The organism is Streptomyces sp. CHD11 (assembly GCF_018638295.1).
Taxonomy (GTDB): domain Bacteria; phylum Actinomycetota; class Actinomycetes; order Streptomycetales; family Streptomycetaceae; genus Streptomyces.
The window spans coordinates 82,030-104,343 of sequence record NZ_JABTTS010000011.1 but is presented as its reverse complement, the minus strand read 5'-3'; the positions used below and the strand labels follow the sequence as shown (position 1 = coordinate 104,343).

The 22,314-nt window shown below is 73.7% G+C and carries 20 protein-coding genes and 1 pseudogene; 10 read left to right on the top strand and 11 right to left on the bottom strand.

The genetic code is table 11. From position 1 onward, the window contains the following. The first annotated feature begins 20 nt into the window (after positions 1 to 20). Entirely contained in the window at positions 21 to 935 is a 915-nt protein-coding gene (locus HTV45_RS15145; RefSeq protein ID WP_215206286.1) for an MBL fold metallo-hydrolase, read from the top strand. Between the two features lie 21 nt (positions 936 to 956). Further along, on the top strand, positions 957 to 2,450 hold the full coding sequence (locus HTV45_RS15140) for a carboxylesterase/lipase family protein (RefSeq protein ID WP_215206285.1): 1,494 nt from the start codon (positions 957 to 959) through the stop codon (positions 2,448 to 2,450). A 187-nt stretch (positions 2,451 to 2,637) separates the two neighbouring features. Here the strand turns inward: HTV45_RS15140 and HTV45_RS15135 are convergent, their stop codons facing one another. The 9 genes from HTV45_RS15135 to HTV45_RS15095 form a co-directional block, all read right to left on the bottom strand. Next, positions 2,638 to 4,017, bottom strand: a complete 1,380-nt coding sequence (locus HTV45_RS15135) for an 8-oxoguanine deaminase (RefSeq protein WP_215206284.1) — start codon at positions 4,015 to 4,017, stop codon at positions 2,638 to 2,640. A gap of 118 nt (positions 4,018 to 4,135) precedes the next feature. Then, positions 4,136 to 5,041 carry a factor-independent urate hydroxylase gene (pucL, locus tag HTV45_RS15130; protein WP_215206283.1) on the bottom strand — a complete coding sequence of 302 codons (906 nt, stop codon included), beginning with the start codon at positions 5,039 to 5,041 and terminating at the stop codon, positions 4,136 to 4,138. A 6-nt stretch (positions 5,042 to 5,047) separates the two neighbouring features. Next, positions 5,048 to 5,455: a hydroxyisourate hydrolase gene (gene uraH, locus HTV45_RS15125; RefSeq protein WP_215206282.1), complete on the bottom strand. Its 408-nt coding sequence runs from the start codon at positions 5,453 to 5,455 to the stop codon at positions 5,048 to 5,050. Between the two features lie 5 nt (positions 5,456 to 5,460). Beyond that, positions 5,461 to 5,976, bottom strand: a complete 516-nt coding sequence (uraD, locus tag HTV45_RS15120) for a 2-oxo-4-hydroxy-4-carboxy-5-ureidoimidazoline decarboxylase (RefSeq protein WP_215206281.1) — start codon at positions 5,974 to 5,976, stop codon at positions 5,461 to 5,463. Between the two features lie 215 nt (positions 5,977 to 6,191). Next, complete coding sequence (locus HTV45_RS15115) at positions 6,192 to 6,560, bottom strand: helix-turn-helix domain-containing protein (protein WP_215206280.1); 369 nt, start codon at positions 6,558 to 6,560, stop codon at positions 6,192 to 6,194. Next, positions 6,557 to 6,808, bottom strand: coding sequence for a thiamine-binding protein (locus HTV45_RS15110; protein WP_215206279.1), 252 nt, complete (start codon positions 6,806 to 6,808; stop codon positions 6,557 to 6,559). The genes HTV45_RS15115 and HTV45_RS15110 overlap by 4 nt, the downstream gene beginning before the upstream one ends. Before the next feature lie 340 nt (positions 6,809 to 7,148). Further along, positions 7,149 to 8,792 (bottom strand): hypothetical protein, encoded by a 1,644-nt coding sequence (locus tag HTV45_RS15105; protein WP_215206278.1) that lies wholly within the window; start codon positions 8,790 to 8,792, stop codon positions 7,149 to 7,151. After that, positions 8,789 to 11,047 carry a hypothetical protein gene (locus tag HTV45_RS15100; RefSeq protein ID WP_215206277.1) on the bottom strand — a complete coding sequence of 753 codons (2,259 nt, stop codon included), beginning with the start codon at positions 11,045 to 11,047 and terminating at the stop codon, positions 8,789 to 8,791. The genes HTV45_RS15105 and HTV45_RS15100 overlap by 4 nt, the downstream gene beginning before the upstream one ends. After that, the gene (locus HTV45_RS15095) at positions 11,044 to 11,850 is read right to left on the bottom strand and encodes a hypothetical protein (protein WP_215206276.1); all 807 of its coding nucleotides are present in this window, start codon (positions 11,848 to 11,850) and stop codon (positions 11,044 to 11,046) included. The genes HTV45_RS15100 and HTV45_RS15095 overlap by 4 nt, the downstream gene beginning before the upstream one ends. A gap of 246 nt (positions 11,851 to 12,096) precedes the next feature. On the opposite strand from HTV45_RS15095, the gene HTV45_RS15090 reads away from it, so the two are divergent. Next, a complete protein-coding gene (locus HTV45_RS15090; protein ID WP_215206275.1) occupies positions 12,097 to 12,333 on the top strand; it encodes a hypothetical protein in 237 nt (78 codons plus the stop codon). A 162-nt stretch (positions 12,334 to 12,495) separates the two neighbouring features. Continuing rightward, entirely contained in the window at positions 12,496 to 13,203 is a 708-nt protein-coding gene (locus HTV45_RS15085; RefSeq protein WP_215206274.1) for a TIGR04222 domain-containing membrane protein, read from the top strand. A 173-nt stretch (positions 13,204 to 13,376) separates the two neighbouring features. On the opposite strand, the pseudogene HTV45_RS15080 reads toward HTV45_RS15085, so the two are convergent. Continuing rightward, positions 13,377 to 13,664: pseudogene (locus HTV45_RS15080) on the bottom strand (thiamine pyrophosphate-dependent enzyme); the annotation flags it as partial. Between the two features lie 92 nt (positions 13,665 to 13,756). Here HTV45_RS15080 and HTV45_RS15075 point away from each other — a divergent pair. From HTV45_RS15075 to HTV45_RS15060, 4 genes are all read left to right on the top strand, one after another. Continuing rightward, positions 13,757 to 14,428 carry a hypothetical protein gene (locus tag HTV45_RS15075; protein WP_215206272.1) on the top strand — a complete coding sequence of 224 codons (672 nt, stop codon included), beginning with the start codon at positions 13,757 to 13,759 and terminating at the stop codon, positions 14,426 to 14,428. A 43-nt stretch (positions 14,429 to 14,471) separates the two neighbouring features. Further along, a complete protein-coding gene (locus HTV45_RS15070) occupies positions 14,472 to 15,017 on the top strand; it encodes a GNAT family N-acetyltransferase (protein WP_215206271.1) in 546 nt (181 codons plus the stop codon). Between the two features lie 426 nt (positions 15,018 to 15,443). Continuing rightward, positions 15,444 to 18,254, top strand: coding sequence for an AAA family ATPase (locus HTV45_RS15065; protein WP_215206270.1), 2,811 nt, complete (start codon positions 15,444 to 15,446; stop codon positions 18,252 to 18,254). A gap of 611 nt (positions 18,255 to 18,865) precedes the next feature. After that, a complete protein-coding gene (locus tag HTV45_RS15060) occupies positions 18,866 to 19,654 on the top strand; it encodes a trypsin-like serine protease (RefSeq protein ID WP_215206269.1) in 789 nt (262 codons plus the stop codon). 98 nt (positions 19,655 to 19,752) lie between these two features. On the opposite strand, the gene HTV45_RS15055 is transcribed toward HTV45_RS15060, so the two are convergent. Continuing rightward, positions 19,753 to 20,874: a winged helix DNA-binding domain-containing protein gene (locus HTV45_RS15055; RefSeq protein ID WP_215206268.1), complete on the bottom strand. Its 1,122-nt coding sequence runs from the start codon at positions 20,872 to 20,874 to the stop codon at positions 19,753 to 19,755. A 214-nt stretch (positions 20,875 to 21,088) separates the two neighbouring features. Between HTV45_RS15055 and HTV45_RS15050 the strand changes: the two genes are divergently transcribed. Beyond that, positions 21,089 to 21,259, top strand: a complete 171-nt coding sequence (locus HTV45_RS15050) for a hypothetical protein (RefSeq protein ID WP_215206267.1) — start codon at positions 21,089 to 21,091, stop codon at positions 21,257 to 21,259. 59 nt (positions 21,260 to 21,318) lie between these two features. Further along, on the top strand, positions 21,319 to 22,248 hold the full coding sequence (locus HTV45_RS15045; protein ID WP_215206266.1) for a polysaccharide pyruvyl transferase family protein: 930 nt from the start codon (positions 21,319 to 21,321) through the stop codon (positions 22,246 to 22,248). Positions 22,249 to 22,314: the final 66 nt, after the last annotated feature.

The window sequence follows — 22,314 nt, the reverse complement described above, 5'->3', positions numbered from 1 at the left end:
CGAATTCTTGGGGAATTTCCATGGAACAGATCACGCTCGGCAATGTCACCATCACCCGGGTCTGGGAATATTACGGCTCCGTCGACATGACGCCCGACACCTTCTTCCCGGAAAGCCCGAAGGAAGTCTGGGAAGACGGTGGCTCATGGCTGACCCCGCATTTCCTGGATTCCGACACCAATATCGTCAATACCGCGCTCCAGACCTGGCTGCTGCGCAGCGAGGGCAGGACCGTCCTGGTCGACACGGGCGTGGGCAACCACAAGGACCGCCCGTACGTGCCCCTCTGGAACCGCCTCGAAACGGGCTTCCTGGCCAATCTCGCGCGCGCCGGTGTCACGCCCGAGGACGTGGACGTCGTGATCAACACCCATCTCCACATCGATCACGTCGGCTGGAACACGTACCTGGACGGGCGGCAGTGGGTTCCCACCTTTCCCAACGCCACCTATCTGATGCCGAAGGACGACTTCGACTTCTGGAATCCGGAGAACGGCCACAAGCCGCTGCTCGGCCGCGGCAACCAGAACGTCTTCGAGGACAGCGTGGCCCCGGTGCACCGGGCCGGCCGGACGCTGCTGTGGGAGAAGAGCCACCGGATCGACGCGAACCTGCGCCTGGACGCGGCTCCCGGACACACCCCCGGCTCCTCCGTACTGACCCTCGCCTCCGGGACGGACCGCGCGGTGTTCGTCGGCGACCTGCTGCACAGCCCGGTGCAGATCCTCGAACCGGACGCCAACAGCTGCTTCTGCGAGGACCCCGCGGGCGCCCGCGCCACCCGCCGCAAGGTGCTGGGCTGGGCGGCCGACAACAACGCGCTCGTGATCCCCGCCCACCTGGGTGGCCACGGCGCCGCCGAAGTCGTGCGTGAGGGGAGCAAGTTCGCCATCAGGGACTGGGCTCCCTTCACCCCGTACACCGAACAGGGCTGAGGCCCGCGGAGAGGCACCGCTGTGAACCACCACCCCGAACCCCTCGTGACCACGGCGGAGGGGACCGTCCGCGGCCTGCGCCGGAACGACGGCACCGCCGCTTTCCTGAACATCCCCTACGCCGCCCCGCCCCGCGGCGCCGGCCGGTTCGCACCGCCCCGGCCGCACGGGCCGTGGGACGGCGTACGGGACGCCACCGTGCCGGGGCCCAACGCGCCGCAGTCCGAACGCAGGCTCGGCAGTATCGACATGTCCCCCTACTTCGGCACTGGTTGGAGCCGCGGCGAGGACTACCTCACCGTCAACGTCTTCACGCCCGGCGGGGAGAACGGTGACCTTCCCGTCATGGTGTTCGTCCACGGCGGCGGATTCGTCGCCGGATCGACGCGGTCCGCGCTGTACGACGGCTCCGCCTTCGCCCGCGACGGGGTCGTCCTCGTCACCCTCAACTACCGGCTCGGCATCGCCGGGTTCCTCGACCTCCCCGGGGCGCCCGCCAACCGCGGCCTGCTCGACGTCGTCGCCGGACTGCGCTGGGTGAGGGAGAACATCGCCGCCTTCGGCGGTGACCCGGACCGTGTCACCCTCTTCGGCCAGTCGGCCGGGGCGACCGTCGTCGGTGGTGTCCTCGCCACCCCCGACGCCACCGGACTCTTCCGCCGGGCGATCGTCCAGAGCGGCAGCGGCCTGGGCGCGTTCACCACCGAGCAGGCCGCCCGCGTCACCGGGGCGGCCGCCGCACACCTGGGTGTCGAGGCGCACGTCGACGCCTTCGCCGGCATCTCCGACGAGCGCCTGGTCGAGGCCGCCACCCGGCTCGCGGGCATCGGCCTGCGCACCGACACGCACCACGACCCGCTGATCGGGCTCAGCCCCTTCAGCCTGGTTCTCGACACGCAGCCCGCCGCATCCGTCGCCGCCGGCACCGGCGCCGGTGCCGACCTGCTCATCGGGACCAACACCGAGGAGGGAAACCTCTATCTGGTCCCCATGGGCACGTACGCCACCTCGACCGCCGGGGACGTCGACACCACGGCGGCACGCGCGCACCCGGAACCGGCGCGGCTCGTCGAGACGTACCGGAAGACCCGACCCTGGGCGTCCTTCGGCGAGCTGCGGTCCGCCGTCATGGGCGACGCGCTGTTCGGCGCGGGCAGCTGGGCCCTGGCCGACGCGCACGCCGCCCACCCGGAGTCCGCCACCTTCGCCTACGAGTTCGCCTGGCGCTCCCACGCCCTCGACGGACAGCTCGGCGCCACCCACGCCATGGAGCTGCCCTTCGTCTTCGATCTCGCACACCTCCCCCAACTGCACGGCCCCACCGCCCTGCTCGGCCCCGACACGCCCCCCGCGGATCTCGCCGCCCGCACGCACGAGGCCTGGATCCGGTTCGCCGGCACCGGCGACCCCGGCTGGGACCCGTACGACACCGGGCACCGGACCACCATGCGCATCGACACCGAGTGGACCCGGACCGACGACCCCCGCGGCCGGGAACGACAGGCATGGATCTGAATACGGCGCGTCCGCGGGCACGTGCTCCGAGCGGTGGGGTCGTTGCCGTCGGGCGCGGTGACGGCGGTTCCGTCTCCGGGGCGCGCTGTCGCGCGTGGCCCCCGGAGACGGCCGCTGTGTGGCCCCGGGCGGGGTCCACGGTCTCCGGCCGGGAGCCGTCCTGCCCGGCCGGAGGGTCAACGGGGGCTCAGCCCTTCGCGGCGATCGTGGCCAGCCGCCGCGCCTGCGCGCGGGTCGAGCGGGCGATCTCGTCCTCGTCGGCCGTGAGCAGCCGGCCGTTCTCCACGATCTGGCGGCCGTTCACGAAGGACGCGGTGACCGGGGCCGGCGCGCCGAGGACCAGCGCGGTCACCGGGTCGGCGATGGAGGCGTGCGCGAGGGTGTCCATCCGCCACAGCACCAGGTCGGCGAGCTTGCCGGGCTCCAGGGAACCGATCTCGCCCGCCCGGCCCAGCACCTGGGCCCCGCCGTAGGTGCCGAGCCGCAGCGCCTGCCGGGCGTTCAGGGCGGCCTCGCGGTGGGCGCCGAGCCGGTTGACCAGCAGGGCGTTGCGCAGTTCGGTGTGGAGTTCGCCGGACTCGTTGGAGGCCGTGCCGTCCACGCCGAGGCCGACCGGGACGCCGGCCGCGAGCATGTCGGGGACGCGGGCGATACCGGCGGCGAGACGGGCGTTGGAGGACGGGCAGTGGGCGACGCCGGTCCCGGTACGGGCGAAGGCGGCGATGTCGGAGTCGTTCATATGGACGCAGTGCGCCATCCACACGTCCCCGCCGAGCCAGCCGGTGGACTCGAAGTAGTCGGTCGGGCCCATGCCGAACAGTTGGTGGCAGAACTTCTCCTCCTCCACGGTCTCCGAGCCGTGGGTGTGCAGCCGCACGCCGAGACGCCGGGCCAGCTGGGCTCCCTGGCGCATCAGTTCGGTGGATACGGAGAAGGGTGAGCAGGGGGCGACGGCGACCCGGGTCATGGCGCCGAAGGAGGTGTCATGGTGCCGGCGTACCGTCTCCTCGGTGGCGGCGAGCGCGTCGTCGAGGGTCTCGACGGCGAAGTCCGGGGGCAGTCCGCCGTCCTTCTCGCCCCGGTCCATGGAGCCGCGGGCGAGGGTGAAGCGGACGCCCATGTCCCGGGCGGCGCCGATGATCGCGCCGGACAGGTCGCCGGAACCCCTGGGAAAGACGTAGTGGTGGTCCATGGCGGTGGTCACACCGCCGCGGGCCATCATGGCGAGCGAGCCCTCGGCCGCAGCGCGCACCATCGGCTCGTCGATGCGCGCCCAGGTCGGGTAGAGGGCGACGAGCCAGTCGAAGAGGTTGTGGTCGGTGGCCAGGCCCCGGGTGATCCACTGGTAGAAGTGGTGGTGGGTGTTGACCAGGCCGGGGGTCACCAGGTGCCCGGTGGCGTCGATCCGGCGCACGACGTTCTCGAGCCCCTCGGGGGCCGTTCCGGTGCCGAGTGATTCGACGCGGTCGCCGGCGAGCACGAGGTGACCGGAGGCGTACTCGGTGTCCTTCGCGTCGACGGTGGCGATCGCGCAGTTCTCGATGACGGTGCGCCGGTCCGCTGCCATGGTCCGTCCTTTTCGCTTGCGGGGAGAGGGCACGGCGGGACCCTGGGAGTCTGAGTGCCGTGACCGGGGCGGTGTGACGTCTGTGTTCCCCGGTCACGGGCGCCGAAATGCGGTGCGGTCAGACGTTGCTGAGGTCCACCGGGATCCGCGCCTCGCAGCCGTCCCGCAGCACGGTGCCCTCGATCAGGCCGTACGGGCGGTCGGCGGCGATGTACACGGCGCCGTCGGCGGTGTCGTTCTTCAGCCCGAACGGCTCCAGGTCCACCAGGAAGTGGTGGCTGTTGGGGAGGGAGAAGCGCACCTCGTCTATCTCATCGCGCCGGTCGATGATCCGCGTGCCCATCTGATAGAGCGTCTGCTGCAGTGAGAGGGAGTAGGTCTCGGCGAAGGCCCGCAGCAGGTGCTTCCTGACCTCCCCGTAGGACGTCTCCCAATCGGGCATCAGCTCCGCGTCGCCGGTCCAGTTGAACCGCCAGCGGGCGGAGACCGAGGTGGCGAGGACACGGTCGTAGGCCTCCTTGAGCGTCGTGTACTTGTCCTTGACGTAGCCCCAGAACTCGGAGTCGGTGGAGTTCAGCACCGTCAGGTCCTTCAGGCCGGAGACGACCTCCCATGTCTCACCGTCGTAGGTGATCTGGGCCAGGCGGGTCTCCTGGCCCGTGCGGACGAAGGAGTGCTCGCCCTTTCCGGCCGCCTCGATCCGCTCCCAGGCGTACTCCTCGACGCGGATGCGCGCCCGGTGGATGGCGTCCTGCGAGGTGACGAAGTGGCGGGCGAGGTGGATGCCGAACTGTTCGGCGGACTCGATGCCGTGCTCCCTGGCGAACGCGTACACCGTGTTCTTGGTGGTGTCGGTCGGCAGGACGTTGGCGTTCGATCCGGAGTAGTGGACCTCCTCCATGTCACCGGAGAGGGCGACGGAGACGTTCAGGTCCTTGATGTGGTGGGTGGCGCCGTCCCGCGTGATCTTGACGACCCGGTTCTCGGCCTTGCCGTACTGGTTCTGTCCCAGGATCGTGGGCATGGTGTGCTAGCTCCCTCGGTAAACGGAGTAGCCGAACGGGTTGAGCAGCAGCGGTACGTGGTAGTGCTCGCCCGGTAGGACGGCGAACGTGACCGTCACCTCCGGGAAGAACACCGCTGCGCCGCTGTCCCGGTGCGCGGGGGCGTCCTGCTGTGCCTCGGCTCGCCTCTTCGCGTCCTTCTCCTCGAAGTACGGCTCCACCTCGAAGGCGAGCCGTACGTGGGTGGTTCCCTCCGGCAGGGCCGGCAGGTCCTCGCACCGCCCGTCCGCGTCGGTCGCCGAGCCGCCGAGCGCCCGCCAGTCCGCGTCCCGGCCCGGACGGGCGGCGAGGCGGACGGCTACACCCCTGGCGGGGCGGCCGGCGCTGGTGTCCAGGATGTGCGTGGACACGGAGGCGGTGGTGTCGGTGCTCATGTGCGTCAGTCCTCCGCGGCTTCGACGAGGCGGGACAGCCGGATACGGTTGATCTTCCCCAGTTCGGCGCGGACGATCTCCCGCTCCCGCTCCGGCGTGTTGCCGAGCCGCTCCCTCGCAGCGTCGCGCATCTGCTCGCCGGTCCGGCCGGTGGCGCAGATGAGGAAGACATGGCCGAACCTCTCCTGGTAGGCCAGGTTCAGCTCGAGCATCTCGGCCCTGAGCGCGTCCGGGGCGCCGGCCATCCCGCTCTGCTCCCGCGCGGAGGCCGGGTCCCCTGGCCCGGGGCGGCCTATCGGCGGGTGCCCGGCCATCGCCTTCTCCAGATCCGCCGTGGTCAGTTCCGCCATGGCGGCGTCACTGGCGGCGTACAGGGCGTCGGTGGTGGCGCAGGGGCGGGCGGTGAGCAGGCGCCGGGCCCAGCCGGGGGCCGCGCAGACCTCGTGGAGCGCGGCGAGTGCCGCGGGCTCCTCCAGGGCGTTGAACCGGGCCAGGCCCGGCGGCGTGGGTGTCGACGTCACGTGAGCCTCCGTGGCCGTGAGCGGCCGTGTGCTGCGAACGGGCGTGCCGACAGTGAACGCCGTCACGGACGGCGCGTCAACAGTTTGTTGAATATTCTGGCGGCGTGGAAGGAGAGCCACTGTTCCGGCGGGGATCACCGGACGGCTCGTCGGACGGGCCGCCCCCGGGCGACCGGAAAGCGTTCCCGCCGGCCCTGCCCGCCGGCCCCGCGGGGTCAGGCGCCCTTCTCGCGGTTGAGGTAGTTGTAGACGGTGAAGCGGCTCACCCCGAGCGCGCCCGCCACGGTCTCCACGCCATGCCGTACGGCGAAGGCGCCGCGTGCCTCCAGGCCGCGCACGACCTCCTGCTTCGCCCTGCGGTCCAGATCCGCCAGCGGCATGCCCTTGCGGCGTTCCAGGGCCGCGAGAATGTGGTCGAGGGAGTCCGCGAGCTGCGGCAGGCGTACGGCGACGGCGGCGGCTCCCTCCCAGGAGAGCACGACGTCGTCGGCCCCGGCCTCGTCCGGCGGGAGGAGTTCGCCGCCCATCGCGTCGACCAGGGGTTTCACCGCCGCGATGAACGCCTCCTCACCGGTACCGGTCACCGGCGCTCCTCCTCGACCACGTTGATCTGGAGCGAGACACGGGTGGCGCCGGCCGTCAGGCTCCGGCGCAGCAGCGCGTCCACGGCGGTGAGCACCGCGTCGGCACCGCCCTCGGCGGTGTTGCCGAACGGCCCGACGTCCACCGCGTCCAGGTCCGCCGCCTCGACGACCTCCCGGGCCACCACGGCGTGCGCGGGCGCCTCGTCGAGGTCGAAGGGCTCGGTCGTGAACTCCACTCTCAAACGCACAGTGCCCCCAGCTACCTTCCTGACCTGCACTTCTTTCCCAGATCACCCCGCGAGCGAACCGGGTTCGCCGCCACGAGGCGACCCTAACCGACCCGGCGGCACTGCGCCCCGTCTGGGAACCGGCGAGGTGGGGCCCCGGGCCCCCGCCTCGCAGGGGCGATCACCCGGGCGGCCCGCGCGACGGGCGGCCGTTCCCGACGCCCGCGCACGGTCTGCTCACCCGGGTCAACGGCCGGGGATCGGCCGTCGCGCCAGGGCACGCGGTCCTCGGTGCCGAGCACGATCCGGCCGGCCGGCCGCCGCCTCACGGGCATGTCGCCGAGCCTCGACGGCCTCCCGCTCAGGGCGGCGGGCAGGTGTTCTCCCCCGGTTCCTGGTAGGTGCGGTAGAGCGGTGACCTGTCATGGCGTTCCTCCGGGAAGGTCACCACGGGAACCGGCTTGCAGACCGGCCACAGGCCCGCCGCGCGCTCCGTCCCGGCGTCCCCCGCCGCGCCGAAGCTCTCGTCGGCGAACGTGAAGACCCCGCTCGCGCCCGGTACGCAGCCTGCGGCGCAGTGCTCGAGAGGACTGCCGCGGCGCAGTTCGTCGTAGACGTCGTTGTGGGTCACGGCGTCGATGTCGCTGTCCCGGGCCGCCGCCACGGCGGTGCCCACGGCGGTGAGCGCGTCGTGGTACATGACCGCGTAGCCGTCGCTGAGGGCGTCGGGATCCTCCTCGGGGAAGAAGCTGTCGTAGGAGCCGGTGAAGCGGGAGAAGGCCTTCGGCACCTGGTCGTCGCCGTCGGCGGCGGCCCGCCAGCGGGGTGCGTCCACGGCGGCGGCGGTGACGATCTCGATGTTGTTGCGTGCGGCGATCCGGCGCATCTCGGCGGTCTCGGTGACGGGGTCGCGGCCGGTGCTCACGCGCAGGATGCGCAGCGGTTCGCCGTCCGGGGCGCGCTCGCAGGAACTGGTGCGGTCGATGGTCTCCAGGAAGGGCGGCAGATCCGCGTCGCGGCCGGCCAGGAACACGGTGCGGGCGTCGACCGCGCACATCGCGGACACCGCCCGCCGGAAGATCTGCGGGGTGCCGCGGGCGGGCCCCTTGATGCCCTGGTAGGTCTCGGTGCGCCGCTCCACCTCGTCGGGGGTGATGCCGTAGCGGGCGCCGAACTCCCGGCGGAAGACGCGGCGCAGATTGGCCACGTAGTTGTCGTCCCGGTCGTCGGCGATCATGAACGTGTTCTTCCGGTCCACCCGGTTCGCGCTCACGTAGCGCTGGAGCGCGTCGACGAACTGGTCGGTGGAGGGCGAGACCTTGAACAGGTAGGGGTGCTCCATGTCGCGGGAGCTGAGCGCGGCGCTGACGGCCGGGATCCGCGCCATGCCCAGGCCGTCACGGACGGCGGCGAGCGTGGCGTCGTCGCTGTTGGGGAAGCCGATGGCGGCGACGACCGGGGCCTCACCGCCGCGCCGCGCGGCCAGGGCGTCCGTCACGGGAAGCCAGTGGCTCAGGTCCTCGCCGACGTTGGCGAAGAGCAGTTGGACGGCGGTGTCGCCGGTGGCGGGGCCGTGGTTGTGGGCGTGCTGCGCGATGTAGGCGCCCTGGAGGGAGTGCCGGATCAGCTCCTTCGACATGGCCGCGCCCGGCTCGCGCGAGGTGTACGGCATGACGACGGCGACACTCACCACCGGCTTGCCCGAGTCGCGCGCGGCCTGGTTCTCGGACCCGATCCGGCCGAGTACGTCCGCGAGGTCAGGGGCGAAGCCGTACGCCTTCGGCGTGACGCCGACGCACTCCCGCCCGGGGCCGGTCCGCCGCAGCTCCCGGTCGGCGGTGCAGTAGTCGCGGTGCTGCCGGTAGGTGTCCAGGCCCCACCACGCTCCGGCCGTGGTCAGCGCGGCGACCAGCGTCCACAGGGCCAGCACGTCGACCAGGCCGAGCACCCGGAAGCGGAGGCGTCCCGGCAGCCAGCCCCAGGTCCGCCGGTCCCGCGGCCTCACCGTGCCGCTCCCGCGCCCGGCCGGCCGCTCTGCCAGCGGTGGTCCAGGGGCCAGTCCGCGCCGTTCCTGACCGAGCGGGGCCAGCGGATGGCGGCCTGGGCGAGGACCGCCCGGCCGGTCAGGTGCTGGGCGGAGAGGAAGGACAGGTCCTGTCCGATCCGGTCGGCCAGGGACCGGTCCGCCTCGGCCAGTTCGTCCGCCGCGTACCACAGGGCGTGCAGCAGCCGGTTGACCGCCTGCTTCTCCAGACCCGCGCCCGGGTCGGCGCGCAGATGGACCAGGTCCCGGCTGCCCCGGGCGACCTCCTGGCACCGCGCGAACCAGGCGTCTCCCGGAGGGCGTGGCGCATGGGCGACGGTACGCAGGACGTGCAGCCAGTCGAGCGCGTCGCCGTCCGGGCGGAGGAACTCCGCGTGCAGCCGGTCGACAACCTCCTGTGCCTCGCCCGCGGCCAGCCGGTGCCACAGGAAGCGGGCCCGTTCGTCGCGCGCGGCGCGTCCCGTCCGGCCGTCGGCGCGCTGCCGGTGGTGCTCGGCGAGCAGGGCGTGCGCGCCGGACCAGTCGACGCCCCGGGCGCCGCGTCCACTGCGCATCTGGTGGACCAGCAGGGCGCGCAGGAAGCGGTCCGTGATGAAGGGGCGGCTGCCGGGTCCGCGCGACCACCGCTCCCGCTCCAGCCGGTCGGCGGCGCCGTCGGCCGCGGGCAGTCCGCCGATCCGGCGGGGCACCCACCGCTCGGCCAGCCGCTCGGCGGCCTCCCGGTCCCAGGCCAGGGAGAACAGGCACAGTTCGTCGTGGTTCTCCGTGCCGACGAGGGTGTCGAGCAGGTGCCAGACGACGGACTCGCCGGCGCCTTGGGGGTGAACCAGGTCGAGCAGTTCCCCGGCGGCCACCCATTCCTCGGTGCGGGCCCGGTCCACCACCGCCTCGCACAGTCTGCGGGCCCCCATGGGATGGCCCCGGGTGAGGTCGTGCAGGGCGCCGGCGATGTACGGGTCGAAGGAGGCGTGGTCGTCGCGTCTGAGCATCCGCTCCAGGTGCTCGCACTCCAGCGGCGGCAGCGGCAGGAGCAGCACTCCGGCGGAGGGCGCGGCGGACTCGCGGGTCCAGCCGGAGTCGGTACCGATGCCGGGCAGGGAGCGTCGCGCCGCCTCCGGGTAGGGGGCGTCCTCGCCGTCGGGGGCGTCGCCCCGGGGGTCCGGACTGTCGTCGCCGTGCAGTTCGGTGGCGATCACCACGATTCCGTCGTGGGCGCCGCCCTGCGAGGCCCGCTCCTCCAGGAGCAGTTCGACGAAGTCGCGCCCGGCGTCGGTGTGCGCGTTGTCGAGAAGTACCAGCGGGCGCGGGGCCCGGTTGGCGCGGCGGAAGGGGCCGTAGCGTACGTCCTCGAGGAAGGCCGCCGACAGCATGCGCTCCACACCCCGCCGGAAGCCGCGGCCCTGATGGAACTCCTGGCACAGCCGGGCCACGAACGGTGCGCGCTCGGCGGCCGGTACCGGCCGGGGCTGTCCCGAGGCGCCCGGGGGAAGGCCGCGCAGCCGGTTGTCGGCCTCGCTGCGGTAGGTCTCGTACCAGGCCGCCGACCGGCGGGCGGCGAGGCGGCGGCGCTGTCCGCCGAGGAAGGCACGCACGGCTGCTTCGGGAAACGACGCGGGGTCGGGTGAGCCTCCGTCGGGGGGCGCGGGCAGTGCGGAGCGGAAGAGCGCGTCCCACGTCGGGCGGGGGTGATTGCCGGGCGGGACACCCATCAGGGTGGCCGCGTGACGGTCGGCCACCCGCAGTTCTCCGTCGTTGCCGGGGCGCCGGGCGGACACCACGGCGAGCAGTCCGGCGGTGGTGCGGGGGAAGCGCAGCCGTCCGAAGCCGGCGACGGGGCGGGAGAGCTGGGCGACGAGTTCGACGAGCATCTCCACCGCGTGGGAGTTGTTGGAGGTCTCCGGTCCGACGCCGGCCCGCTCCTGCAGCTCGGCGCAGTTGATCCGGGCGAACGGCACGCGCGGGCCGGGCCAGGGGCCGGTGCCGGGCGCGTAGGCCTGCTCGAGGTCGTCCAGCATGGCGCTCTTGCCGGTGCCGTGCCGCCCGCTGAGCAGCACCACGGGCAGGTCGTCGGCGAACTCGCGGTGCGGGACCCTGCGGTGGTGGTCGCGGCCGAGGCCGACCAGTCGCGGCACCAGCCGGCGCAGCACGGGCTGGCGCGCGTACACCTCCGGGATCTGGTGGTCGACCGCCGGGGCGGGGCCGTGGGGGCCGGTCATCCGAGCCTCAGCATGGAGGTGATGATGTCGGAGACGAGGCCGGACGCCATGTCCCTGCTCATGGAGCCCACCGACCGGGAGCCGGACTGGGCGAGATCCCGGCTGTGCCGCAGGAAGCGCTCCACGGTGCCCGCGTCGGGTGCGGCGCCGCCGCGCGAGGCCTCGGTCAGCGCCGCGGCCAGCTCGCGCACCTGCCGCACCTCGCTGTCGCCCTCCGGCAGGTCGGGGCGGGACGCCTGTACCAGCCCGGCCAGTTGCTCGAAGGAGAGGAACACCCCGGCGCCGTGTTCCATGACGCCGACATGCACGGGAGCGGGCAGGTCCAGGTGGTCCCTGGCGTACTCCAGGTCGTCGAGGGCGAGTTGCCGTCCGCAGTAGAACGCCTCCCGTGCCCAGAGGAAGTCCTCCGCGCCGGCCGCGCCGTCGTGGTACTGCCCGGCCCGGTCCCACCAGGCGAACAGGGCCGCCTTGGCGTAGCGACGACGGGTCTCCCGGTCGGCGTACGCCTGGTCCCAGACGTGTGTCTCGGCGAGCCCCGTGAGGGTGGGGCTGACCAGGGGCGGCACGGCGCCGGAGTCGTTGTGGACGGCTATCCAGCCCAGCGCGGCGAGGCGTTCCACGACGTCCTCGACCAGTTCCAGGGTGCAGCGTTCGTGGTGGGCGTAGGCGGAACCGGCCACGCGCCGCCCCCCGGCCTCCCCCGCCTCCTCCCTGAGCCACAGAAGGAACCTCGCGGACGCGGCACCTGTCTCGTCGTAGACGGGTGAGAGCCCGTTCGTCGGCACCGCCCTGGATCTGATCATCGCCGTCCCCCAACTCCCGTGACCAGTAATGGGCGTTCGCCTTCCCAGAACGGTGATGTCAAACACGTCAAAGGCGACGTGGGAACGGCGCGCTCTGGACAGCCCTCCTCCGGCACAGGCAGTTTTCCAATAAGCAGAACTAAGTTTCCACTGTGCGACATCGCATCGCCGTCCGGCCGTACGACGTGCCGCGGCCGGGGCGGGGGCGGGGGTGCGGAACGGTCCGGCGCGCAGCAGCCTGGAGACATGACACATCCGACGGAGCACCCGCACATCGTGGTGCACCCCCCGGCCCTGGACGGCTCCCGGCGGGTCACATCCGACGACGAACCGCTCGGCATCGCCACGCACATCGACGACGTGGGCGAGATCCTGCGGCTGGCCGATCTCTACGTCACCGATCTCGAGGAGAACGACCTCGTCGAGTGGCAGGGCGGCGGCCCCGACGACTGGCCGGGGCTGTCCGAGCACCACGGGACGTAGGCCGCTCTACAGCATCGGCCGTACACCGGCTACGGAACCCTCAAATGTACCTCTGAAGGCACTCCCGGAAGGCTTCGGCGGCCCCTGCCGGAGGGCACACTCCTGGCAGACGGGGCCCGCCGGCACGGGGGCGGCGGGCCCCGGCTCAGGGGGTGCAACGCCATGAACGGCAGCACAGGCGTCCGGGGGACGCCGTACGGGATCGCCCTGTTGGCCGACGGACCGCGCGCCGCGGTCACCGTCGCCGTCGTCGCCCTGCACCTGCGGGGCGCGGTCGAGGCGGGCGTGTCGGGCACGCTGCGCGCGGTCGAGGGGGAGGCGGGGCGGGCGCTGCCGGAACTGCCGGCGCCGCAGACACCGGCCGCCGACTTCCCGGGACAGGCCGGGGCCCTCACGGACGCGATGCGGGCGGCGTACCTGGAGAGCGCGGTCTACCACTACCTGGAAGAACCGTCCGAGGTCCAGGACGTGGTCCAGGACCCCACGGTGCGCTGGGCGCTGGCCGAGGTGCGGGTCGGGCTCGCGGAGGCGGGGATGCTGCGGGTTCCGCTGCTGGGGCGGACCAGAGCGGCCCGGCGGCGGATACAGGTGCTGCGGAAGGCGTTCCCGGTGCCGACGGGCCGGCGCGGCCTGCCGGACAACGACATACTCCTCGCCGTCGCCCTGCACGGCGAGGCCGCCCTGAACGTGCTCGTCCCCCGCTTCGCCCTGCGGGCCGGGCTCACCGAGCGGGTGACGCTGAGGGAGAAGGGCCGGCGCGGGCGCTCTCCGCGCGGCGGTACCTACGGAAGCGCCGGCCATCTCTACTGCGCGAGCCGTGGGGAAGGATGCAGCGGCGGGGGCGGTTGCGGAGGCGGCGGCTCGGACTGAGCCGCGCGGGTTCCGGCGGGGAGAGCCCCTCGATCCCGGAATCGCGCCCCGGGACGGGCTGTCCCGCACGCGTTGCGGCGTGGGAACGGCCCCTTGGTCCCGGGGACCGCGCCCCGGGACAGGTGACGGGACCGGGAATCAGGCCTTCAGCGGCCCGATCGCCGTCGGGGCGCGGCCCGGCGGCCCAGCCCCTCCGCGACCCTGACGTGGCCGACCCCGTAGACGCCCGGTTCCGGGCTGTCGGTGTTCTCGGACTCCCCCTTGGCCTGGAAGTCGATGTCGAACGCCCGCTGCGCCTGCCGGACCGGGCCCAGGTGAGCGTTGTCCACGGGGACACGGACGTACGGGATCCCGTGCTGCGCCCCGACGGCCAGTTCCTCGGTCATGAACTGGAGGTCGTAGTCGCCGTACAGGGCGACGGCCCGGCCCCCGGGGTCGGCCTTCGCCACACCGAGCGCCGCGCCCCGCGGTCGGAGGAGACCGGCCAAGTGCCGGACACCGGCCGCCGGGAGGAGGACGATGGGCACCGTTCTCGCGACCACGGGAGGGGACCATGCCGGAGAGCGTGCCGGTGCTCTGTCCCGCCTGCCGGCGCCCGCACCGCTTCACGGCGCCGTCGTACCCCTGCGCGTGCGGCACGCCCGTCAGTCCGCCGCTGGACCTCGACGGGGTGCCCGGCACCGTCGACCACCGCGCCTGGCAGGAGGAGTGGATCACCCTGCGCTGCGGGCGCTGCGGTCTGCGCGGCGAGTGGCCGCGCCCCGAACTCGGCTGCCCGTGCGGCACGGTGCTGCGGATCCCGGTGGCGGGCCCGGCGGCATCCGTCCCGGCCGGCCGGCCCGCACGCCCCGCCTTCCGTCCGGAACCGATCCGCACCGCCCGGGACGCCGTCACGGCCGCCGTGCTGTATCTGCGCCGGCTCGGCCACGAGGACATCCGGCGCGCCGACCAGCGGCCCCCGTCCGGTATCGGCCTGGCCGGCCGGGGTGTCCTGGCCCAGGTCGACCCGTCGGCACGGCCGGCGAGCGCGCGGGACGTGGAGTGCCTGTGGCTGACGGCGATGACGGAGTCCTCCGTGTGCCTGTACTTCTCCCTCACGGGGTACGCCGAGGACGCCCGGGCCCGCGCCGACGCACTGGGCGTCCCGCTGTTCCTGCTCGACCTCACCGGTGCCCCGCAGCCCGTGAACGGCCCCGCCGACACGCTGCACGCCGACAGGTCCTGAAAACCCGGCGACACACCCGCGCCGGGCATCCGATACTCGGCGGATGCGCATCCGCCCCGCCGCTCCCGGCGAGTTGCCCGCCCTCCAGGACGTCGAACGGGCGGCCGGCGCCCCGTTCCGCGACATCGGCATGCCGGACATCGCCGACGACGAGCCGCCCGCCACCCGGACGCTGGAGCGCCACCGGCGCGCCGGCCGCTGCTGGGTCGCGGCCGAAGGGCCGGACGACCGGCCCGTCGGCTATCTGATCGCCGAACCGGTCGACAGCGCGCTCCATGTCGAGCAGGTCTCCGTCCATCCGGACGCGGCCCGCCGGGGCCTGGGGCGCGCCCTGCTCGCCCGGGCCGGCCGCCACGCCCGCGAGGAGGGTCTGGCCGCGCTGACCCTGACCACGTTCGCCGACGTCCCGTGGAACGCGCCGTACTACGCGCGCCTCGGCTTCCGCACGCTGGCCGAGACCGAACTCACCCCCGGACTGCGCGCGATCCGCGCCGAGGAGGCCGCCCACGGGCTCGACCGGTGGCCGCGCGTCTGCATGCGGGCCGGCATCCCGCTCACCGGCGAGACGTCGGTGAGGTGGCCGGCATGACGGTGAGACCGGCGAGCGAGCGCGACATCGCGGGCTTCCTCTGGCCGGCGGCCCAGGTCGAACACTGGTTCGGCCCGATGGCCGAGAAGGCCGGATCACCCGACGCGTGCGCCCTGCTCACGGCGGACTGGCGGCCTGTCCCCCGCGGTGCGGCTCCGGGCAGCGGCCGGGACGGACACGGCGTATCCGCGAGCCGCGATGCGGAGGCCCGGGGGTGCGGACCCGGGGGGAGGCGGTGGTCGCGGCCCGCCGGGCGGGGCGGTTGCCATAGGTTTGCGACGATTTTCCAAGACCGGCATTACCACCGGTTCAACTTTGGATTTACCGTTGCCGCGCCCGCTGTAATTTGGCTCACTACACCGTCCGACCGGAATTAAGGAGCCTGTTGCCTAATATTGGCCAGGACGCGCCACACGGAGGGGAGCGGTGACCGTGCGACCGGACTTCCAGGAGTCTGCCAGGTACCGCCCCGACCTGGTCATCGGCAGGGAGGGGTTGATCTCCGACGCACGGGAGCAGCTCGCCCGAGGGGGCAGCGTGCTGCTCCACGGGCCCGCCGGAATAGGAAAGTCCACCGTGCTGCGGGCACTCACGGCGGAAAACGCCGGGGCGGCACGGACGGTACTGCGCTGCTCGGCCACCGAGTCCGAATCGCATCTTCCGTTCCTGGCGCTGGCCGATCTGTTCGGCCTGGTGCTCGACGAGGTGGCGCCCCGGCTGCCCGCCGCCCAGCGCACCGCCCTGGAGTCGGCGCTCACCGGGCGGGGCGAGTCCACGCTCCAGCGGGACGGGCTCGCGCTGCGGCTCGCGGTGCTGTCCACGCTGCGCGCGCTGGCCGCCGAGGGACCGGTCCTGGTCGTCGCCGACGATCTGCAGTGGCTGGACCCGGCCAGCGCCGAGCTGCTCGGGTTCGCCGCCCGGCGGCTCGGCGACGACCCGGTGCGGATGCTGTGCGCGGTGCGGACGGACGGTGAGGAGTACGACCGTCATCTGCGCTCCTGCCCGCCGGACACCGCCGGGGTGCGGCTGGGCCCGTTCTCCCGCACGCAGGTCTCCGCGCTGCTGGACCACCGCGGCTACACCGGTCTGTCCCGCTCCACGGTCCGCGACATCCACCGCACCAGCGCCGGCAATCCGCTCTTCGCGCTGGAACTGGGCCGCGCACTGGCGGAGAGCCCCGCCCGGCCGCGTCCCGGCGAGCCGCTGCCGGTGCCGACGTCGCTGCGCGCGCTGGTGCTGAGCCGGCTGGAGATGCTCTCGGACGAGGCGCGCCGCACCCTGCTGGTGGCCAGCGCGGGCGCCCGTCCCACCCTGGCGCTGCTGCACGCGGCCGGCCGGGACAACGCCGAGGCGGAGACGGCCCAGGCCGCCACCCTGGGGCTGCTGGCGACGGACCCGGAGGAGCCGGCCCTGCGCTTCGCGCATCCGCTGATCTCGGCCGCCCTGTACGCGGAGGCCCCGGCGCGGGAGCGGCGGGCCGTGCACACGGCGCTGTCCACGGCGGCGTCCGATCCCATCGAGCGGGCCCGGCATCTGGCGCTGGCCGCCACCGGCACCGACCCCGAGGTGGCGGCCCGGCTCGCGGAGGCCGCGGCACTGGCCCGGGACCGCGGGGCGCCGTCGGTGGCCGCCTCGCTCGGGCTGCTCGCCGCCCGGCACACCCCGGCCGACGGTGAGCCCGGCCCGGACGCGCGGCGCCTCCGGGCCGCCGAGGACGCGATCACCGCCGGCGAGGCCGACCTGGCCCGGGACATAGCCAGGGAGGTGCTGACGCGGGCGACGGTTCCGGCGGAGCGGGTGCGGGCCTGGATGGTGGTCATAGAGGCGGCCGGGCAGGCACTCGGCGAGGTCGACGCCGTCTTCCCGCAGGTGCTCGCCGACGCCGGTGACGACCCCCGGCTGCTCGCGCTGGTCCACTACCAGCTCGCCTGGCGCGAGGTGGTGGTGGACGGCGACTTCGCCAAGTCCCGACAGGAGGCCGCCCACGCGGCGGAGCTGGCCGCCCGGGGCGGGGACCGGCGCACCGAGCTGATGGCGCTCGCGTTCCAGTCGTCCACCGAGACGCTGATGGGACACCCGGACGCTCCCGCCACTATCCAGCGGGCCCTCCAGGAGCCCCAGGACCCCGATGTGGCCAGCCACCACAACGGCGCCGCGATGGCGCGCTTCCGGTGGCTGCTGATGAGCGACCGGCTGCCCGAGGCCCGTAACGCCATCACCGCGCTGCTGCGGGAGGCGCGGCGGCGCGGCATGGTCGAGAGCGAGGTGCACTTCTCGCGGCTGCTCGCCGACACCGAACTGCGCTTCGGGCACTGCGGCCGGGCGCTGGACCTGTCCGGGGAGAGCCTGCGGCTGGCCCGTGACTCCGGGATCGGCGAGAGCGCCTCCGCCATGCTCGCCTCGCTCGCGGAGGCGTCGGGCGGGGACGTGGACCGGGCCCTGGCGCTGGCCCGCGAGTCCGCGGACCACGCCGAGGTGGACGGCGACCAGTTGTACCTCTCGCTGTCCCTGGCCGCCCTGGGATACGCCCAGTTGGTGTCCGGGGACGCGCAGGCAGCGGTCCGCTCGCTGCGCCGGGTGCGGGAGCTGGAACACGGCATGGGCATCAACGACCCCGCGCGGGGCCGCTGGCAGGGCGACCTCGCCGAGGCGCTGGTGCGGACCGGTGAGCCCGGTGAGGCGCAGGAACTCATCAACCTCACCCGGGTGCACGCGCTGCGCCTGAACCGGGCGAGTGTGCTGGCGGTGCTCGACCGGGCGGAGGCGCTGGTGCGTGCCGCGCGGGGTGAGAACCAGGCGGCGCAGGCGCAGTTGGTGTCGGCGCAGGAGCGGCTGGCCAAGCTGGGGTACGGCATGGAGGAGGCCCGCGCCGCCTTCGCGCTGGCGCGGCTGCGCTCCCGGAACCCGGGGCCGGGCGGGTACGAGGAGGCGGCCCGGCTGTTCCGGCGCTGCCGCGCGCTTCCGTGGCTGCGTCAGGTGGAGCAGGCCGTGGCCGCGGGTCCCGCGGAGGCGGAGCCCGTACCGGCTGCCACCCCTGCCGTACTGGACGGGCTCGCCGCGATGGAGCGCCAGGTCGCCGCGCTGGTGATGGAGGGCGCCACCAACCGGGAGATCGCCGGCCGGCTGTTCATCAGCGTGAAGACCGTGGAGGCGACACTGACCCGGGTGTACCGCAAGCTGGGCATCAGGTCCCGCGTCGACATCGTCCGCCTGGCGGCAGGCCGCCGCACCACATAGCAACCGCACCGCCGCACCACACAACACCCGCACCGGCACCGGCACCGAACCCCCGCCCGGCTCTCCCCGTCCAACTCCGCCGGCATGCCTCCAGCCGGGCTCCCTCACGCGCCTCCGGCACCGGACCTCGACGCCGGGCCCCGCACCGGGCTTCGACACCCTGCCTCCGCACCGGACTCCCGTACCCGGCCTCCACGCCGCGGTGCGCATCCGGGAGAGCGGCGCCAGACGCAGACCGCCGGCCCGCCGCCCTGACCTTCGCAGCGGGTCGGCCATCAACTGCGTCGGTGTGCTGCGGGTTTCGGCCGCCGGGGCTCCGCCTTGAGGTACAACTCACGGCTGCCGCACTGCACTTGCGCACCGAGCGACCGTGGCGGCTTCTGCCCCGGGGCGTCGTGCCAGGCTCGGGCTCCCGGTCCCCTCGAGGGCCCGGTTCGCAGGGACCGAGGGTTTTCCCTGCCCAACTGCCCTAGGGGGTTCCCTCATTGGGAGGGGCGGGTGGGGGTCGTAGCGTGAACGTCGTGCCGCTCGCCGGGCACACGGAGGCCGGAGCCCCCGGGCTCGTCCTCCGACCCGTGCGACCCCCCACCGGCAACCTCGTGAGGAGACCCATGAAAGGGCTCACCCGCGCAAGAAGGGCCGCCGCCGTCGCGGCGACCGCCGCAGCGGCCGCGACCGCGCTGCTCTCCGCTCCCTCCGCCGTCGCGGCCCCGCAGCCGATCGTCGGCGGTACGACGACCACGACGTCCGCGTACCCCTTCATGATGCAGATCACCGACGCCTCGCAGGACCAGTTCTGCGGCGGCACCCTGGTCTCCCCCACCAAGGTGGTCACGGCCGCGCACTGCATGACCGGCGAGACGACGGGCAGCGTGCGGGTGGTCGGCGGACGTACCTATCTCGACGGCACGGACGGCACGGTCGCCCGGGTCAGCCGGATCTGGGTCCACCCCGGCTACCGGAGCGTCACCCGGGGCGACGACGTCGCGGTGCTGACCCTGTCGACGTCGATGCCGTACGCCACGGCCCCGTACGTCTCCTCCTCGGACACCGGGGTGTACGCGGCCGGCAGTACCGCCCGCGTGCTCGGCTGGGGCACCACCTCCTCCGGCGGTACCTCCTCGCGCCAGCTGCGCACCGCGACCGTGCCGACCGTCTCCGACCCGAGCTGTACGAACTCGTACCGGACCAGGTTCGTGCGGAGCGACATGGTGTGCGCCGGCTACTCCTCCGGCGGGGTGGACACCTGCCAGGGCGACAGCGGCGGACCGCTGCTGATCGGCGGACGTCTGGCAGGGATCACCTCCTGGGGCGACGGCTGCGCTGCGGCCGGCCGGCCGGGCGTCTACACCCGGCTGACCACGTTCTCCGACGCGGTGACCGCCCAGGTCGGCGGATGAGCGGGCCCATGAGTTCCTGAGGAACCCTCAGGCAGCAAGCCAGGGGGCGTTGCGAGCTTCCACGAGCAGCCCGCAGCGCCCCCTATCCATGCCCGGACTCATCCGCGCACCGTCCCGGCGCGGATGTCGTAAGCCGTGCCCGGGTGCATCACCCGGAGCATGCGCTCGCCCTCCTCGGTGACCTCGTCCCACCGGTCCCCGCTCAGCTGCCCGAACGGTTCGATGACCAGAGCCTGTTCGTCCAGCCGCCACAGGCCCGCGAGGAATCCGTCGACGAGGAGCACGCGGTAGGCGACGTTGCCCTTCCAGCTGCGCCCGCGGAACTCGGGCGGTACGACGCGGGTGCGGTCGGCGTGGGAGAGCAGCAGGTTGTCGAACTCGGGCAGGAAGCGGGGCGGGGCGGGGGTGTCCGGGCCGGGGCGGGGTGCGTCCGGGAGGTCGAAGAGCTCGGTGCCGCTCTCGTCCCGGAAGGTGACGAGCCGGGGCCGCAGGCGTTCGAACGCCTCGCGCAGCCGGGTCAGTCCGGCCCAGGTCTGCATGTCCTTCACGGAGGCCGGTCCGAAGGCGGCGAGGTAGCGCAGCACCGTGGTGTCCGGTGTCGCGGGGGACGGTGCGGCGGGGCGGCCCAGCCAGTGCTCGGCGGTGGTGAGCACGACCTGTCCGCTCTGGCCCCACAGCCCGCGCGGGGTGGTCTGCACCAGGGGCAGCCTGCAGCGGGCGGCGACGGCGAGGGCCTGCGGGTCGGCGTCGGGCCACTCGGTCAGCAGGGCCTCGCGCAGCTGCCGCATGGTGCGCGGCTCGGCCTCGACGAGTTCCCGGGCGAGTGCGGCGAGCCGGTCCAGGTCGACGCCGGTGAGCCCGCCCCGGAACTGGTTCAGCTCGCGGTCGCGGGCGGGCTGCACCAGGGGCCGCAGGGTGAGGCAGTCACGGGCGGTGTGGGTGTGGATGGTCGAGCGCATGGTGACGATGCGGACCATCTCGCGGGCCGCCATCGGCCGGGACAGCGCCTGCGGGGTGAAGCCGTCGAGGCGGGCGGCGAGCGCGTAGTAGGGCGGCTTGACGTTCTGCGCCTGGAGACCGAGCAGGTGTCCGACGGCTTCCCCGGCGGACACCGGTGAGCGGCGCAGCAGCAGCTGCCGCTCCAGCGTGGCGCGGTTGAGTGCCCGGGTGCCGAGCACCGGGGCCGGCGGCGGGGTGACGCTCCGCTTCGTCCTCGTCATACCGGCACGCTAGCGGGGCTCGCGGTCCGATTCTGTCCGCTGTGGCGGCACGGGGCGCGGGCGTCCGCGCACATTCGGGACATCCCGTGCGGGGAGTAACGCCGTGGCGGCCCGGCGGCGCTGTTCTCTACGGGCCCGTGTGCCCGTCGTCCCGGTGGGAAGGCGGTCCTGCGGCACCCGGAACGATTTCCCGCACACCGAAGGACAGGACTCCGTGACATCCCATCCCCCCGCCAAGGATCATCTGCCGGTCTACGACGGCCTGGTGCGCGAACGCGGTGACGTCGTGGCCGAAGTGCGCGAGGTGGCCGAGCGCACCCTTGACCAGGCCCGGCGGGGACTGGCCGGCGACCCCGGTGCCCGGCAGGAGCGGACTTCCCGCTGAGTCCCGTACCGATGTGACCGGGCCGATTGCCTTCCGCGGGAGCGGGGCACTCGGGCCCGGTGAACGATCGAGAGCGCGCGAGGCCGGGAAAGGTCCTGCTGACCGGGTGGTTCAGCTTCCGCGACGGCGAGGCGACCGCCGGTGACGTGCTGGCGCTGCGCCGGGTGGAGGAGGTGCTGCGGGCGTCCGGGACGTCGTACGACGTCGCGTGGAGCCCCGGCTTCCTGCCGGACGCCCTGCACCTCGACCAGGTCCGGCCCGCCGACTACACCCATCTGGTGTTCGTGTGCGGCCCCCTGCACGGGCCGCAGATCGAGGAGCTGCACCGGCGTTTCGCGCACTGTGTGCGGATCGCCGTGGGAACGTCGGTGATCGACCCCGGCGACGCGGCCACGACGGGCTTCCACCGGGTGCTGGCGCGGGACGCCCCGGGCAGCGCGCCGTCCGAGGACCTCGCGGCCCGCGCCCCCACCGTGCCCGCCCGGCCCGTGGTCGGGGTGATCCTCACCCACGGGCAGCAGGAGTACGGGGAGCAGCGGCGCCACGGGGAGGTCGCCGACCGGGTGACGCGCTGGCTGGCCGGCAAGGACTGTGCGCGGCTGGAGCTGGACACGCGGCTGGACACGCGTGACTGGCATCTGAGCGCCACCCCCGCGCAGGTCCAGTCCGTGCTGGCCCGCCTCGACCTCGTCGTCACCGACCGGCTGCACGGGCTGGTGCTGGCGCTGCGGGTCGGCACGCCGGTGCTGGCGGTGGACCCGGTGGCGGGCGGCGCCAAGGTGACCGCGCAGGCCCGCGCGTGCGGCTGGCCCGCGCTGCTGTCCGCCGGGCAGCTGGACGAGCGCCGGCTGGAGCGCTGGTGGGACTGGTGTCTGACCTCGGGCCGGGTGGCCGCGCGACAGGTCCGCGACGCGTTCCGGGACGGCCGGGTACCGGACGGGGCGGACCGGCTGATGGACGTGCTGGCACCCCGCGCCGCCGCCGGTTAGCCGCGCGTCCGCGCGGGCACCCGGACTCCCCCGGTCGTCCCGGCGCTCGCGGTCCCTGAAGGAGAG